Here is a 15,333-nt window from a genome sequence, read left to right on the forward strand (position 1 = left end):
TCCTTTCAGAGAATGAATGTTTCGCAGCGCACGCGCGCGTCGACATCGGCAAGAAAGAGGGAGCCCGCCTCCTCGATGCGGGCAAGCTGGCCGCGGGCAAGCGAGCAGGGATAGCCGTATTTCGCCTCAACTCGGTCGCTGGCGATGGTCAGCGCCTTGCGGCTGCGGTCGAGAAAATCGCGGATCGGATAGGTCTGGCCCTCCTCGAAGAAATCCCGGATGACCAGGGAGGGCGAATAACAGGTCTCTTCGCGGCCATCCGGCCAGGCGATGACGAAGCGCATTTCAGGCATGGGCAGGCTCCTTCAATGTCTCGTAGGCTTGGAGATGGGCGGCAGCCGTGCGCTGCCAGCTGTGATGGGCGGCGAGCTTCAATCCGCGCGGGATGAGCCCGGCGCGCACCGGCTGCATGAGCGAGATCACCATGGCCTCGGCGATCGAGGCGGCATTGTGCGGATCGCACCAGACGACGTCATCGTTACAGAGATATTCGGTAAAGGGCGCGATGGAGGAGACGACGACGGGCACGCCGCTCGCCATCGCCTCCAGCACCACGAGGCCGAACCCTTCCTTGACCGAGGCGAAGACCAGCGTATCGGCCAGCCGGTAGAGCGCCGGCATGTCCTCGTCGGCAACAGTGCCGAGGATATGGACGGCGGCGGCATGTTCGCCGAGGGAGGAAAGCACGGCGCGGAATTCGCCCTGATAGCCACGGTGATCGAGCAGCGAAGCGCCGCCGGCGATGACGAATTGCGCATCCGGGCGAATGGCGCGCACTTGGCCGAAGGCTTCCAGCATGGCGACCGTATTCTTGCGCGCCTCGATGCCGCCGACGGCGAGGAAAACAGGGCCATCGGGCAGGGCGAGTTTGGCGCGTCGTGCGCTGCCATTGACGGCGGGAGAGAAGCGCTTCGTATCGACACCATTGCCGACGACGATGGAACTGATTCCGCGCCTCTCCTGAAGCGTCTTGCGCCACATCGAGCTGACAGTGAAGAACAGGTCGGCCCGGTCGATGGAGCGGTCTTGCCGCTCCATCAGCTTGGGATCGGTGAACTGGTCGATATGATGGACAGTGCGAACGAAAGCGGGGATCAGTCCGCGCTCCTTCAGCGTTGCCAGCGCATTGCCGGAGATGCCGTCATGGGCGTGGAAAATATCGAAGTCGCGAGCATCGGCGGAATTTTCGAAGTAGCTGACATAATCGGCGATCCGCTGCTCGACCATTGCGGTCATATCATCATGCGCTGGCCCGACAGGAATGCACATCGCGCCGCAGGCCGGCTCACGGAAAAAGCCCGTCCCTTTTGCATCCGGCGCATGCAGCACGACCTCATGGCCCATTCCGACAAGCGCCTCCGAAAGCTGCATGGCATGCACCACGCCACCGCGCGGGTTGGTGGAGTGGGAAAGCATGGCGATGCGCAGCGGCCGGCTCATGCGGCATCCTCCTGCCGGCCGAGTTGCAGGAGCGGTGTCTCGGCATGGTCGCGGATCACGATGCGATCGGCGCCATCCGATACCGCCACCTCGCTGCCGGCTTTGATATTGCCGATCACGGCCGCAGTGATGTTGCGGGCGGCAAAACGCAGGATCACCTCATCGGCCTTTTCGGGCGCGGTGGCGATCAGGTAGCCGAAGCTCGGGAAGGTCGCGAGCCAGCGCTCGAGCGCCACGCCATCCGGCAGCGGGATTGCGGAGACATCGATATGGATGCCAACTCTGGAACATTCCGCCAGCATGATCGCCGTGCCGACAATGCCGCCCTGGCTGATATCCTTGGCCGCGAGTGCGAGTCTGGCTTCGGCAATGTCGGGCAGGAGTTCCAGATCGCCGCGCAGCCGCGCCGGCGGCGCATCGGTTGCCGCTTCCCAATTGTTGAAAGGTTCGCGATAGCGGCCGCGATGGTCGATCGCGGCGATCAGCACATCGCCCGCCTTGGCATCGAAGCTCGTCAACAGCGCCTTCGCCCTGCCGAGGATGGCGACAGAAAGCTGGCCGCGATCGGTGCGGATATTCGTATGGCCACCAACGATCGGTACGCCGAACGTTCTGGCCGCCGCCCGCATGCCTTCGAGCACCGGCGCGGCTCCCGCCTCGCCATTCGCCCAGACGGCATCGACGACGGCGATGGGACGCCCGCCCATGGCGGCGACATCGGAAATATTGACCATGACGCCGCACCAGCCGGCGAACCACGGATCGGCTGCGACGAACTCGTTGATGAAGCCCTCGATGGCAAAGAGCAGATAACCGTCGCCATCAGGCAGCGCGGCGCAATCGTCACCGACTGCCACCGGCTGGCCGGCAAGGCCAAGGCTTGTGGCAACCGTGCCGATATCCGCCTTGGCAGCGATGCCGGAGGAGGCGGAAAGCTTGGTGGCAAGTGCCTCGAGATCGATCCTGTCCCCCATCACGCCGCCTTCCTGGCGAGCGCCACCAGGCCGGTTTCCGGCGTCGGGCAGGGTGGATACCAGGCAAGATCCGCCTTCATCCTGAGATGCGGCTTGCCGTAAACCTCGAATTCCTCGATCACGTCCCAATGCAGACGGCGGAAGAGCAGCCCGTTCTGCACCTGCACATTGGCGAGAAACGTGTGGCAGCCCATTGCATTGGCCGAGGAGACGGCAAGCCGGATCAGCGTGGCACCCAGCGCGCCGATCTTGCGGAAATCCTCGTGCACGGCGAGCCGCGACCCCCACCAGAGACCCGGCTCCTCCTGATGGATACGCACCGTGCCGACCAGCCTGTCGGCCGCGACACCCATCATCGACAGCGCCACGATCGGGATCGCATGATCGTCGATCGCATCACGGTCGTCACTCTCGAAGATCTTCTGCTCCTCGCAGAAGACGGCGCGGCGCAGCGCATGCGCCTCCTGCCGTTCCCAGTCGGAGGTGGAAAACTTCACCTGGAATTCGCTGGCGCGATAGGGCGAAAAGGGCTCCAGCATCATTTGGTCAGCATCCTTTCATAGGAGGAAAGGGCAGAGCAGGCGCCGCACTTGCCGCAGCCGGCCTTGATGTCGACGGCCTTCAAGCCGCTATCGACCAGCATCTTGGACAGCGGACCGAGGATCGAATGCATGAAATCAGGCTTCGGCGCGGGATGGCTTTCGAGCGGCGTTCCCGAAATCGGCACGAAGGGCACGACGAAAGGATAGACGCCAATAGCAACAAGCTTTTCGCAGATATCGAGGATCGCCTCGCGCGTATCGCCGAGACCGGCGAGGATATAGGTCGAGACCTGCCCGCGCCCGAAGACTTCGACCGCCGCCTTGAAGGAGGCCATGTATTTTGAGATCGGCACCTGCGCCTTGCCGGGCATGATGCGCTCGCGCAATTCGGGCGTGACGACTTCCAGATGCATGCCAAGCGCATCGACGCCGGCTTCCTTCATGATCGAGAACCAGATGTCGTCTTCCGGCGGCTCGCATTGCGCCTGGATCGGCAGGTCGACGGCTGCCTTGATGGCGCGGGCGCTGTCTGCAAGGATCGAAGCGCCGCGATCCGGCCCCTTCGGCGTACCCGTCGTCATCACCATATGCTTGACGCCATCGAGCTCGACGGCAGCCTTGGCGACTTCCGCCAGCTGCGCCGGCGTCTTGTGGGCGACGGTGCGACCGGCCGCCAGCGACTGGCCGATGGCGCAGAACTGACAGGTCTTGGTGCGGCTTTGATAGCGGATGCATGTCTGCAGCACCGTGGTCGCCAGCACGTCGCGGCCATGCAGCACGGCAATCTGCGAATAGGGAATGCCGTCGGCCGTGCTGCGCTCGTAGAAACGCGGACGCAGCGGGAAGGACACTTCGCCGAGCACGCGCCCGTCGCGGCTGATGCGGCTGCGGCCTTCCTCGTCAGGCTTGTCGACCAGATAGGGGCTTTCGAAGGCCGGCGCGGTATGAACCGGCACCATCACAGTCATGCCGTCGATGGTCAGCGCCTTGTGGTCGGACGGGCCTGCGCCGCCGCGGCGGCTGTCGTGCCCGGCTTTGGGATCAACCAGCCTGGCTCCGAAGGACTGCAACTCGTTGATCAGCGTCTCGGTCGGCAGAAACGTCGTATTTTCCATCGCTCTTGGTCCCTGTGTCTGTTTCGAAGGAATGTGCGGAGCCGACCATCGGCTGGGTGGCGCGGCCGTCCATGACGAGGTGCAGCAGTTCGGGCCGGGCATAGTGGCCGACCGAATCCATCATCCGCTTGCGCTTGGTGATCAGGCTCATGTCGAGATCGGCAATCAGGATGCCTTCGCCCTCGGTGATCGGCGGCGCCAGATGCTTGCCCTCGGGCGAGACGATCGCCGTCATGCAGCCGCCGCGCAGCGCCTTCTGCAGTCCCTGGTCGGGCGTGATGGAATTGATCTGCTCCTCGGTCAGCCAGCCGGTGGCATTGACGACGAAGCAGCCGCTTTCGAGCGCATGATGGCGGATCGTCACTTCCATCTGCTCGGCAAAGATCGGCCCGACCATCGATCCCGGAAACTGGGCGATATGGATTTCCTCGTGCTGGGCCATCAGCGCGTAGCGGGCGAGCGGATTGTAGTGCTCCCAGCAGGCCAGCGCCCCGAGCCGCCCGACGTGGCTATCGACGACAGCAAGTCCGGATGCATCGCCCTGGCCCCAGATCATCCGCTCGTGGAATGTCGGCGTGATCTTGCGACGCTTGAGGATGAGCCTGCCGTCGGCATCGAAGAGCAGCTGGCTGTTGTAGAGCGAGCCGTGATCGCGCTCGTTGACGCCGAGCGCCACGACGATGCCGTGTTCGCGGGCGGCGGCTGCGACCGCGTCGGTGGCGACACTCGGAACCGTGACGGCCTCTTCATAAAGGCGCAGATGTTCGCGGCCTGAGAGAACCGGCGGCAGCACGAAGGAGAAATAGGGATACCAGGGAACGAAAGTCTCCGGAAAGACGATGATCTCGGCGCCCTTGGCGGCCGCCTCGCGAATGGTCTCCAGCACGCGCGCCAGCGTCTTTTCGCGTGATGTCAGGTCCGGCGCGATCTGCGCGGCTGCGGCCCGGACGGTCATTTTCTTTTCCATGGCGAAATCCTTCTGATGGTGTTGAGGGAGGCGGAGGAGGGGAATTCCGCCTCCCCAGCGCCTGACGACGGCGTTCCTGCCGGGTCAGAGCGTCCAGGTATCGAGGATGAAGGCGCCGTCGCGGCGGTGGATCAGGATCATGTCCAGCACGTCGAGAGGGCTGATCGGGCGGATGCCAGGGATCAGCGACTGTTCGCCATGGCCATAGAGCGCCTGCAGCGCGAAACGGCAGGCATAGACCTTGCCGCCTTCTTCCATGAAGCCCTTGATCTGGTTGTTGAAGTTCAAATGCCCGGGGAAGGCTTCCGCGCCGAGTTTGGGAAAGCCACGCTGCACGCCGAGCGTCACGCCGGGGCCATAGAGCAGCACGGAGGTTTCGAAGCCCTTGCGCTTCAGGCGCTTGGCCTGCAGCAGGTTCACGAGACCGATCGATCCTTCGAAGGCGACGGTGTGGAAGGTGATGAGGGCTTTCTCACCCTCCTTGGCCTGGACGTCTTCGAAGACCTTCTCTTCGTAATCGACGAAGAAGTCTCCATCTGCGTGGGCCGGTGCGGTAACTGCGGGCATGAATGGCTCCTGTGTTTGAAGTCAGGCCCCTCTCGCGGGGTACAGCCATTGAATTGCAAGCACCGTGCCAAATTGACTTTGCACAAATAGCAGTCAATTCATGCGAAAAAGCATTCAATTATGCATTCAATTTTGGGGTAAGACGGAATTGACGCCAATTTAGCAAGCATTTCTGTGCAAAAAATGCATGCAGGCATGCTGGAAATGAATGCAGTCAAAGTGCAATCAATATAAGGAAGAACTCCGCATTGCGGAACATGCCAGTCTCAAATGCGGCATTCGGTCATCCGTCAGGCTCTTATTGGCCGACGTTTTTGCGTGACAGACGAAATATGCAACAATATACGGTCAATGTCGACGGGAAACCCTTCTGCGTCGATCACGAATTGCGGATCATGAAATGAGAGACTGGCATCCCGACCTTACCCGCTCCTCGAGCCCCCGTTACATGGCCATTGCCGATCTGATCGAAATGGATCTGAGAAGCGGTGTGCTGGCGGTGGGGGACAGGCTGCCGCCGCAGCGGGAGCTCGCCAAGCGCCTGAACATCGATTTCACCACGGTCGCGCGCGGTTATGTCGAGGCGCAGAAGCGCGGCCTAGTAGACTCTCATGTCGGCCGCGGCACCTTCGTCACCGGCGGGCAGGACCGCGAGCGCCGGGGCTTCATGTCCGATGCCGCGCCCGATCCGCGCCGCTCTTCGGTGGTTGATTTCTCGATGAACCTGCCGCCCGAGCCTGATGATCAGGACCTGATCGCCCGCATGCGCGAGGGCATGTCGGCCGTGGCGACCAATCTTATCCCTTTGCTGCGTTACCAGGGCTTCGGCGGCTCGGGCATGGACAAGGAAGCTGCTGCCGCCTGGCTCAGCCGTCGCGGACTGGTGCCCTCGCAGGAGCGCATCTTCGTCACGCCGGGCGCGCATCCGGCGCTGCTCGCGATCTTCGGCCTGCTGGCAAAGCCCGGCGAGATCGTATTGTCGGAAAACATCACCTATCCCGGCATGCGCTCGATCGCCGCCCAATTGCGGCTCAATCTCTCGGGCCTGCCAATGGATGAGGAGGGCATCCTGCCGGATGCCTTTGCCGAGGCCTGCGAGCGGCTGCAGCCGAAGGCCCTCTATCTCAATCCGACGCTGCAAAACCCGCTGACGCTGACCATTCCGGAAAAGCGCCGCGAGGAAATCGCCGCCGTCGCCCGCAAATATCATGTGCCCATCGTTGAGGACGACGCCTACGGCTTCATTCCGCTGCACGGCCCGCCGCCGCTGGCGGCAATAGCGCCTGACCTGACCTGGCATATCGGCGGCCTCGCCAAATGCATCGGCGCCGGGTTGCGCCTTGCCTATGTGGTCGCGCCGGACACCAAGGCGATCTGGCCCTTCGTCAGCGCCATGCGCACCAATAATGTCATGGCCTCGCCAATGAACGTGGCGCTGGCCACCCGCTGGATCGAGGACGGCACGGCAGACACGATCCTGCGCTTCATCCGCGCGGAGGCGGGTGCCCGCCAGCAGATGGTGGCGAATATCCTGCCCGACGGCAGCTACAGGGCCGATCCGATCAGCTTCAACATCTGGCTGCCGCTGATGAATGGCTGGACCCGCTCGACCTTCGGCAGCCATATGCGCTCCTCCGGCATTGGTGTGGTCGCAAGTGACGTCTTTACTGTCGAAGGTGCTGCCCCCGAAGCCGTGCGCGTCTGTCTTGGCGGGCCGATTTCGCGCGAAAGGCTGAAGGGCGCGCTGGACTTCATGGCGCATGCCCTGGAAGGCCCGCCGGAAATGTCCGCTTCGTTCTTCTGAGCTGAAGTCATCTGGCCGGCAGTTCCGCCTTCTGTCTTCAGTTCAATTAATAAAGACCCCGCCCCAAACCCCTCCCCACAAGGGGGGGGTTAACCTGCTGCGCCCACCTCTCACTTCTTCAATGTTTCAGGCTGGACGAGGCAGTGCCGCGGGCTAGCCCCTCCCCCTGGGGAGGGGTTTTGGCGAGCGGGCAAACTTGTCCCGGCAGTGACAAATCCTCCCGCCCTCAAGCCCCGCAAACCCAATCCGCAAAATCCCTGCGTCATTCTGACGAATAGACTGGCAATCCGCTTTTAATGTAATTATATTGTATGCATTCATTATGGGCTATTGTATGGATTTTACCAAAGCCCCGCAACGTCGAAAAGCGAGATCGCCATGGACACTGAATATCCTCCTCTCCCGCCGATGCAGACCGGCATCCGGGGCCGCTGCCCGCGCTGCGGACAGGGGCATATGTTCAAGGGTTTCCTCACGCTGCAGAAGGAATGCGAAGTCTGCGGGCTGGATTATTCCTTCGCCGATCCGGCCGACGGCCCGGCTTTCTTCGTGATCTGCTTCGCCTGCGTGCCGAGCGTGCTGCTCGGCGTCTGGCTGGAAGTCGCCTTCTCCGCGCCGCTCTGGGTCCAGCTTCTGGTCACCGGCCCCTTTATGTTCGCCACCTGTATTCCGCCATTGAGGCCGCTGAAGGGATGGCTGGTGGCAAGTCAGTATTTCTACAAGGCGGAAGAGGGCAAGCTCGCCTGAGCCGCGCCGCGCTTAGAAGAGTGCCGATTGAAATGTGAAGGCTGTTCGAGATCCTCGATCAGCCTTTTTACTATGCGCAGGGCAGGCGCTCATCCCGAAGCCAAGATGTCGCAGGCGGCCTCTATCGAAAGTTCTTGCAATCATTGTACCGATCAGTACAATGCAAAACGAAAGGTACAGTCCAGCAAAGGAGACAAGACATGCCTGCACCGCTTCCCCCCTTCACCCATGAAAGCGCAATCCAGAAGGTCCGCCTTGCGGAAGACGGCTGGAACAGCCGCGATCCGCAGCGCGTCTCTCTCGCCTATTCGCCCGACAGCCAGTGGCGGAACCGCGCCGAATTCGTCACCGGCCGCGCCGATATTGTCGCCTTCTTGACCCGCAAGTGGGCGAAAGAGCTGGATTATCGGCTGATCAAGGAGCTTTGGGCATTCACCGACAATCGCATCGCCGTGCGCTTTGCTTATGAATGGCATGACGACAGCAAAAACTGGTTCCGCTCCTACGGCAACGAGAATTGGGAATTCGATGCCGAGGGCTTGATGCAGCGCCGTTTCGCCTGCATCAACGATCTGCCGATCAAGGAATCGGATCGCAAGTTCCACTGGCCGCTCGGCCGGCGGCCCGACGACCATCCGGGCCTTTCCGACCTCGGCCTTTAAGGCCAAGGTGACCCAAAGGTGACGTGTGAAGACCGTTTATGAACGTGCCGATGTCGTGCCGCTGCTCGCAGAGATCTTCCGCGAGCTCGGCTACGAGGGCACGACATTGAGCCGCATCACCGAGCGCACCGGCATCGGCAAGGGCAGCCTCTATCACTTCTTTCCCGGTGGGAAGGAGGAAATGGCGGCCGCCGTCCTTGCCGATGTCGACGCCTGGTTCGAACGTGCTATCTACGAGCCGCTGCGCCGTGACGATGCCGGGGCGGCGATCGATGCGATGTGGGCGAATGTGATGGATTATTTCCGCTCCGGCGGCCGCATCTGCCTCGTCGGCGCCTTTGCGCTGGACGAGACACGCCAGCGCTTTTCGCTGGTCATCCGGGATTATTTCGTCCGCTGGATCGAGGCGCTGCGCCAGGCGCTGGTCCGCGCCGGCTGCGATGAGGGTACAGCGCTCGCCGCGGCTGAGGAGGCGGTATCCGGCATTCAGGGCGCGCTGGTGCTCTCGCGGGCGCTGGACGATAAGGATATGTTCCGCAGAACGCTGGACCGGTTGGCCGACAGGCTGGCTGCAGCGAAACTTGAGGGATAGGCGGTGGCCGCTACGTCGGCAAGAGCACGAATGCTGCAGACTCGGGGAACCGCGGGTGAGGGGCCTACAGCATCGGCCCGAAAATCGGAATCGATGTTCGGGCCGCCTGATGCGTCGCTTCAAAGAGGTAGAGCGTCCTCACCCGGTAGGATTGTATTTAAGCGTCGTTCTGCGAGGGCACGCGGACCGGGCGCGGATTCTCGCGCTGCGTGCGTACCTGGCGCCACTCGTTTTCCATCTGGTCAACGATGTGCTGGGGGATCTTGGTCGGAGTTTCTGTGCTGGTCTGCATCGTATACCTCTCTTCCTCAGCAAGGGTGTGCTTACGAATTGATGCATTGCACAATAAAAACTGCGTGTAAATCTACGCCGGTCACACTTGAAACGATTTAGTTAATTTCAATCGATTAAGCTGATATTAACCACGAAGGACCTCCGAGAAGCGTATCATGACTGTCTCACTCGACCGGCAATTCTTCTTCGACACTGTGCGGCACACCCTGTTCAAGGGCAGCCTCACGCCGGCCCAGATCGAAGGCATGAACGCCATTTTCGACTACTGGGACGCGAATTTGGCTACCGCAGATCGGCGCTGGCTGGCCTATATATTGGCTACGGCCTTCCATGAGACCGCTTATACGATGCAGCCTGTGCGCGAGACGCTGGCAACAAGTGATTCGCGCGCCGTCGAGATCCTCGAGACTGCCTTTGCGTCCGGTCGGCTCTCCTGGGTGAAGACGCCTTACTGGCGACCGGATGAGGACGGCAAAAGCTGGCTCGGTCGCGGCCTCGTGCAACTGACCCACAGGCGCAATTACGAAGCGATGAGCGAGGTGACCGGCATCGATCTCGTCGCCCAGCCCGATCGCGCCATGGAAATGGTGCCGGCCGTGACGATCCTGATCGAGGGCATGCTGCGCGGCAGCTTCGCTGGCCACCGGCTTTGCGATCACCTCAATGAAGCGAAGGAAGACTGGGTCAACGCGCGCCGCATCGTCAACGGCACCGACAGGGCGGAAAAGCTTGCCGAGTATGGCAGGACCTTCCTCGCGGCGATCCGTCCCAGCGCCTGACGCGGCACGCGCGCGGCATTGTGGCCCGGTTGAAGGCCCGGTCGGCGCGTGTTATCGCCCGGCCTGGGTTCAGAGAATTGTCACAGGAGTGTTCCGCGTGATCCGCCATATCGTCTTCTTCACCGTGCCGGAGGAAAACCGCGAGGCGGTGCGCAAGGGGCTCTCCATACTGACAGGCATTCCCCATGCCCTGACGCTGGAGATCGGCGAAAACGTCAAGACGGACCAGTGGGGCAACACGGTCGATTTCGTCGTCTACGGCGAATTCGAGAGCGAGGAAGCGCTTGCCGCCTACAAGGCGCATCCCGACTATGACCTCTCGACCCGCACGGTAAAGCCGCTCCGGGATACCAGGACTGCTGCCGATTTCGATAGCGACCAGGCGGTCACCACACCCCTGCAGGATTGACGGTGACGGTTGTTGTCTATCTATCCAATTGAAAACGAATAAGAATTTTCGATAAGGGCGATTTATGCCGGGAGTTTTCGGCTAAGTCATTGATAATGTTTAAGTGATGCATCGGAGCCGGAAAACTTCATAATAATTTCGTTCAGCAAACGCTGCTTCTGATTTTGAAATTCTTTACGCGTATTTTTGAGCTAAGTGAATCACTTATTCAGAATCAATGACTTAGCGCCAAAAACACTGCATTAGTGGATCATTGTGGAAATTCTTATTCATTTTCAAATGGATAGGAGGAATCCGGAAATAGTTCAGGTTGCAGATGAATCAATCTGTGAAGGGCCGCAAGCAACCCTTGAGAAAAAAGCCGCAAATGATTCAGAAGCTTAGTGGATTGGCAGCTCTGGTGCTGCGTGTCCGGGGCTTCCGGCACCTGACGGCAGCGTGTCGGTTCTTACTTTGATCATGAGAACATCATAATCAAGAGAGGCTAAAAATGGCGGACTTCGGATGTGAGGTCGGCCTGCTTTGCCCGCCGCCGGTCAGGCCGGCTGTACGCTCGGCCTTGCGCTGCGTACCAACGCCATCAGCATCAGCACGAAGACCAATGCGATGGCCGCAAGCCCCGCACAGGTGATGACCGTCGGGCCGGCGCCGGCGCGGTCGAGGATGGCGGTGAAGATGACGGGCGCAATCGCGTTGGCGAGGTTCTGTGGCATTGACAGCCGGGCTGCCTGCAGCCCGTATTCTCTGGCCGAGAAAAGGGCGAGCGGCAGCAGCGCGCGGGCGACCGCCAGCACGCCGGAGCCGAAACCGTAGAGCAGCACGAAGGTGATGAGCAGCGGCGTCGACGGCGGGACGATGAAGAGCATCAGGAAGCTGAACAGCATCAGGCTGACGCCCATGACGGATGTCAGGATGGGATTGCCGCGCTTGCCGAGCAGCATGTCGAGCGCGCGCGCCGAAATGCCGATCACGCCGCGTGCCGAGCCGAGCTGCAGGGCAAGGGCCGTCGATGCGCCGGACTGGCGAAAGATTTCGAGCAGGGATGGCGAGACGCCGAAGGTGATGAAGGTGCCGAGCGTGGTGGAGATCGCGATGAGCAGGAAAGCCTTGCGCCGGTCGGAGGGGGAAAGCTCCACCGGCGGCGTCTCGGCCGCTGCCCCCTGCGTATGGCTGGCAACCGGCTTCGGCAGGCCGAAGAAATGCAGTGGCAGACAGACGAAGAATTGCAGGCCGGCGCAGACGAGGAAGGTGATGCGCCAGCCGAAAGTCTCGTTGAGTAGCGTCAGGATCGGCCAGAAAATGGTGGCCGAGAGACCGGTGAACAGCATCAGGATGGCAATGACCCGTTTGCCGTTTACCCCTTCACGCTCCACGACCGCAGTATAACAGGGCGCCGAAAGGCCGAGCGCCCCGCCAAGCCCGATCACGACCCAGGCGAGTGCATAGACGACGATATTGGTGGTAGCGGCAAGCAGCAGCAGGCCGATCGCGAAGGTGACCGACGAGGCGGCCAGCACCTTCGCGGCACCATAGCGGCCGAGCCAACGCCCGGTGGTCGGACCGGCAAAGGCGCTGATCACCATCATGATGGTCAGTCCGGCAAAAATCGCTTCATTCGGCAGCCCGAGGGAAGGCGCAATGACACGGCCCATGACGCCGAGCATGTCGAAGGTCGTGCCCCAGCCGATCAGTTGGGTGACTGCCAGCACGCCAACCGTCCGCACCGTACGGAGAGAAAATGATGTCTGCATGATTCCGGAAAGAAATGAAGAAAGGCGGTAAAGCGATAGCAGCTTCAACCAGACGGTGAAAGGTTTGATCGAACAGGTGCCATATGAATATGACCGGTGCCGGGATTTCCATTGTGGCTGAGAGACATGCGCCATCATTCAGGAATCATGCATATTTCGCGCAATAGTCGAGAATTGTTCTAAAATTCCCGCATTACCGTGCATTCATTTGCCATTCAGGTCGTGTGAGTACATATTCGGGACAAGTTGGCACTACATTGAAAGCACAGCACATGGCCTCTCCTCTGAGCGTCGCAGCATTGGCCGCCGGGCTGGCGGTTTCGGCGCCCTCACCGGACGACACTCGCACGCTTGTCCTGCGTGTGGCCCGCGATTGCAGCGCTGCTGCCCAGCAGGTCGTAGACGAGACGGGCGGCCAGCTTCTTTCCGTGCAGCCGGTGGGCGACGCCTGCATCATCACCGTTCTCGTTCAGGGCAACGGCCAGCGTCCGCGCAAGGTGACGGTAAAGGTTCCGATGTAAACGGAATCGGCTTATTCAAGGTTCCAGTGATTTGCAGCGGAAGAAGGCGAAGCGATGCGCATTCTGGTAGTCGAAGACGACGTCAATCTGAACCGGCAGCTGAGCGACACGCTGAAAGAAGCGGGTTATGTCGTTGATCAGGCTTTCGATGGCGAGGAGGGGCACTTCCTCGGCGATACCGAACCCTATGACGCCATCATCCTCGATATCGGCCTTCCCGAACTGGACGGCGTGACGGTGCTCGAAAAATGGCGCGGCGCGGGGCGCACCGTGCCCGTGCTGATCCTGACTGCCCGTGACCGCTGGAGCGACAAGGTCGCCGGCATCGATGCGGGCGCCGACGACTATGTGACCAAGCCGTTCCATGTCGAGGAAGTGCTGGCGCGTATCCGCGCGCTGATCCGCCGCGCGGCCGGCCATGCCTCCTCCGAAATCGTCTGCGGCCCCGTGCGGCTCGACACCAAGACCTCGAAGGCGATCGTCAACGGCGTGGCGCTGAAGCTCACCTCGCATGAATACCGGCTGCTTGCCTATCTCATGCATCATATGGGCGAGGTGGTCTCCCGCACGGAACTGGTCGAGCATATGTACGATCAGGATTTTGACCGCGATTCCAACACGATTGAGGTCTTCGTCGGCCGCCTGCGCAAGAAGATGGGCGTCGATCTGATCGAAACGGTGCGCGGTCTCGGTTACCGCATCCAAGCGCCGACCAATGCGAATTAAGTCGCTCACCGCACGCGTGCTGCTCCTGACCACGGTCTGGTCGACGGTGGCGCTGGTGGTGATTGGCCTGTTGATTTCGACACTCTATAGACGCAGCGCCGAGCGCGGTTTTCAGGATCTGCTGCGCGCGCAGCTCTATAACGTCATCAATTCCGTGACGATCGGCGATCAGGGCGCGCTCTCGGGCAGCCCGCAGCTCGGCGACCTGCGCTTTGCCCAGCCGAAGACCGGCTGGTACTGGGTGGTCGAACCTCTCGGCACCTATACGACCGCGCCGCTCGTCTCACCCTCGCTGGGCTCGGCGACCATCCCCGTGCTGTCGGTCGTCGAAGCGCCTTTCGACAAGAATTACGAGCGCTATTATCAGGTGACGGATGCGGCCGGGAACCGGGTGCAGGTGGCAGAAACCGAAGTGGTGCTCGACACCGACGGCCGTGCGGCACGCTTCCGCGTCACCGGCAATGTCGATGTCGTGGAAGACGATGTCCGCAACTTCTCCCACAGGCTCTACCTGGCGCTCGCCGGTTTCGGCGTCGGCAGTCTCATCGTCAATGCGCTCGCCATTCTCTATGGCCTTAAGCCGCTCGACAAGGCACGCGCCGCTTTGGAGCGTATCCGCGCCGGCGAAAGCGAGCAGCTGAAGGGCGAATTCCCGCGCGAGATCCTGCCGCTTGCCAATGAGGTCAATGCACTGATCGACAGCAACCGCCGCATCGTCGAGCGCGCACGTATGCAGGTCGGCAATCTCGCCCATTCGCTGAAGACGCCGATCGCTGTGCTGCTCAACGAGGCGCGCGTGCTCGACAGGTCTCACGGCGAGTTGGTGCGCAATCAGGCCGAAGCCATGCAGGGGCAGGTGCAGTCCTATCTCAACCGCGCGCGCATTGCCGCCCAGCGTGAATCCGTGCTGGCGCGAACCGATGCCGAGCCGGCGCTGGAGCGTCTGGTGCGCGTCATGCGTCGCCTGAATGTCGAAACCGAATTCGAGCTGATCGTTCATCCGCCGCACCTTGCCGTTGCCATGGAACAGCAGGATCTCGAGGAAACGGTCGGCAACCTCCTGGAGAATGCCGCACGCTTTGCCAAGAGCAAGGTGCGTCTTTCGGCGGTCGAAGCCGGCGAGGATGTGAAGGGAGTAGAAGCAAGCGCCCGCAAGCATTGGGTGGAGCTTTCCGTCGAGGATGACGGCCCGGGGCTGGAGCCCGACCAGATCCGCGAAGCGCTGAAGCGCGGCCGAAGGCTGGATGAGAGCAAGCCCGGAACCGGCCTCGGCCTTTCCATCGTCACCGAGATTTCCAACGAATACCAGGGGCGTCTGGAGCTTACCCGAGGGGAATGGGGCGGGCTGAAAGCTAAGCTTATCCTGCCAGGTGTGACAAAGGATGTTGCATGAGCAACTGCTTGATGTCACAAAGATAGTGGCAAATGTATAGCATGCTTTGC

The 15,333-nt window shown here is 61.4% G+C and carries 17 protein-coding genes and 1 pseudogene; 9 read left to right on the forward strand and 9 right to left on the reverse strand.

Translation table 11 applies throughout. The features are described 5' to 3' along the window. Positions 1–5 precede the first annotated feature (5 nt). The 7 genes from ACK9YZ_RS04130 to ACK9YZ_RS04160 form a co-directional block, all read right to left on the reverse strand. On the reverse strand, positions 6–293 hold the full coding sequence (locus tag ACK9YZ_RS04130; protein WP_183735738.1) for an MSMEG_0570 family nitrogen starvation response protein: 288 nt from the start codon (positions 291–293) through the stop codon (positions 6–8). Further along, complete coding sequence (locus ACK9YZ_RS04135) at positions 286–1,440, reverse strand: MSMEG_0565 family glycosyltransferase (RefSeq protein WP_416065768.1); 1,155 nt, start codon at positions 1,438–1,440, stop codon at positions 286–288. The genes ACK9YZ_RS04130 and ACK9YZ_RS04135 overlap by 8 nt, the downstream gene beginning before the upstream one ends. Next, positions 1,437–2,414, reverse strand: coding sequence for a sll0787 family AIR synthase-like protein (locus ACK9YZ_RS04140; RefSeq protein ID WP_416066814.1), 978 nt, complete (start codon positions 2,412–2,414; stop codon positions 1,437–1,439). Before ACK9YZ_RS04140 ends, ACK9YZ_RS04135 begins: the two co-directional genes overlap by 4 nt. Next, complete coding sequence (locus tag ACK9YZ_RS04145; RefSeq protein WP_416065769.1) at positions 2,414–2,956, reverse strand: MSMEG_0567/Sll0786 family nitrogen starvation N-acetyltransferase; 543 nt, start codon at positions 2,954–2,956, stop codon at positions 2,414–2,416. Before ACK9YZ_RS04145 ends, ACK9YZ_RS04140 begins: the two co-directional genes overlap by 1 nt. Next, positions 2,953–4,071, reverse strand: coding sequence for an MSMEG_0568 family radical SAM protein (locus tag ACK9YZ_RS04150; RefSeq protein ID WP_416065770.1), 1,119 nt, complete (start codon positions 4,069–4,071; stop codon positions 2,953–2,955). Before ACK9YZ_RS04150 ends, ACK9YZ_RS04145 begins: the two co-directional genes overlap by 4 nt. After that, positions 3,998–5,038 (reverse strand): Nit6803 family nitrilase, encoded by a 1,041-nt coding sequence (locus ACK9YZ_RS04155; RefSeq protein ID WP_416065771.1) that lies wholly within the window; start codon positions 5,036–5,038, stop codon positions 3,998–4,000. Before ACK9YZ_RS04155 ends, ACK9YZ_RS04150 begins: the two co-directional genes overlap by 74 nt. Positions 5,039–5,122: 84 nt before the next feature. Further along, positions 5,123–5,605, reverse strand: coding sequence for an MSMEG_0572/Sll0783 family nitrogen starvation response protein (locus ACK9YZ_RS04160; RefSeq protein ID WP_113427328.1), 483 nt, complete (start codon positions 5,603–5,605; stop codon positions 5,123–5,125). Positions 5,606–6,005: 400 nt separating this feature from the next. Between ACK9YZ_RS04160 and ACK9YZ_RS04165 the strand changes: the two genes are divergently transcribed. The 4 genes from ACK9YZ_RS04165 to ACK9YZ_RS04180 all read left to right on the forward strand — a co-directional run bounded on the left by ACK9YZ_RS04165 (position 6,006) and on the right by ACK9YZ_RS04180 (position 9,410). Further along, positions 6,006–7,409: a PLP-dependent aminotransferase family protein gene (locus ACK9YZ_RS04165; protein WP_416065772.1), complete on the forward strand. Its 1,404-nt coding sequence runs from the start codon at positions 6,006–6,008 to the stop codon at positions 7,407–7,409. Between the two features lie 378 nt (positions 7,410–7,787). Continuing rightward, positions 7,788–8,156 (forward strand): DUF983 domain-containing protein, encoded by a 369-nt coding sequence (locus ACK9YZ_RS04170; RefSeq protein ID WP_183735777.1) that lies wholly within the window; start codon positions 7,788–7,790, stop codon positions 8,154–8,156. A gap of 200 nt (positions 8,157–8,356) precedes the next feature. After that, on the forward strand, positions 8,357–8,818 hold the full coding sequence (locus tag ACK9YZ_RS04175; protein WP_416065773.1) for a DUF1348 family protein: 462 nt from the start codon (positions 8,357–8,359) through the stop codon (positions 8,816–8,818). A 25-nt stretch (positions 8,819–8,843) separates the two neighbouring features. Next, positions 8,844–9,410: a TetR/AcrR family transcriptional regulator gene (locus ACK9YZ_RS04180; RefSeq protein ID WP_416065774.1), complete on the forward strand. Its 567-nt coding sequence runs from the start codon at positions 8,844–8,846 to the stop codon at positions 9,408–9,410. A gap of 157 nt (positions 9,411–9,567) precedes the next feature. On the opposite strand, the gene ACK9YZ_RS04185 is transcribed toward ACK9YZ_RS04180, so the two are convergent. Beyond that, positions 9,568–9,702, reverse strand: coding sequence for a hypothetical protein (locus tag ACK9YZ_RS04185; protein ID WP_301925023.1), 135 nt, complete (start codon positions 9,700–9,702; stop codon positions 9,568–9,570). 157 nt (positions 9,703–9,859) lie between these two features. On the opposite strand from ACK9YZ_RS04185, the pseudogene ACK9YZ_RS04190 reads away from it, so the two are divergent. Together ACK9YZ_RS04190 and ACK9YZ_RS04195 are read left to right on the forward strand one after the other, a co-directional pair. Next, a pseudogene (locus ACK9YZ_RS04190) lies at positions 9,860–10,584 on the forward strand (hypothetical protein). Next, a complete protein-coding gene (locus ACK9YZ_RS04195) occupies positions 10,581–10,892 on the forward strand; it encodes a Dabb family protein (protein ID WP_216757463.1) in 312 nt (103 codons plus the stop codon). Before ACK9YZ_RS04190 ends, ACK9YZ_RS04195 begins: the two are co-directional and overlap by 4 nt. A gap of 536 nt (positions 10,893–11,428) precedes the next feature. On the opposite strand, the gene ACK9YZ_RS04200 is transcribed toward ACK9YZ_RS04195, so the two are convergent. Then, positions 11,429–12,643, reverse strand: coding sequence for an MFS transporter (locus ACK9YZ_RS04200; RefSeq protein WP_416065775.1), 1,215 nt, complete (start codon positions 12,641–12,643; stop codon positions 11,429–11,431). A gap of 272 nt (positions 12,644–12,915) precedes the next feature. Between ACK9YZ_RS04200 and ACK9YZ_RS04205 the strand changes: the two genes are divergently transcribed. The 3 genes from ACK9YZ_RS04205 to ACK9YZ_RS04215 are packed head-to-tail and all read left to right on the forward strand — an operon-like array spanning position 12,916 to position 15,283. Further along, positions 12,916–13,164 (forward strand): hypothetical protein, encoded by a 249-nt coding sequence (locus ACK9YZ_RS04205; RefSeq protein ID WP_183735752.1) that lies wholly within the window; start codon positions 12,916–12,918, stop codon positions 13,162–13,164. Between the two features lie 54 nt (positions 13,165–13,218). Further along, positions 13,219–13,890: a response regulator transcription factor gene (locus ACK9YZ_RS04210; RefSeq protein ID WP_007818507.1), complete on the forward strand. Its 672-nt coding sequence runs from the start codon at positions 13,219–13,221 to the stop codon at positions 13,888–13,890. Next, a complete protein-coding gene (locus ACK9YZ_RS04215; protein ID WP_416065776.1) occupies positions 13,880–15,283 on the forward strand; it encodes an ATP-binding protein in 1,404 nt (467 codons plus the stop codon). Before ACK9YZ_RS04210 ends, ACK9YZ_RS04215 begins: the two co-directional genes overlap by 11 nt. Positions 15,284–15,333: the final 50 nt, after the last annotated feature.

It is taken from the genome of Rhizobium sp. ZK1 (assembly GCF_047782645.1).
Taxonomy (GTDB): Bacteria; Pseudomonadota; Alphaproteobacteria; order Rhizobiales; family Rhizobiaceae; genus Rhizobium.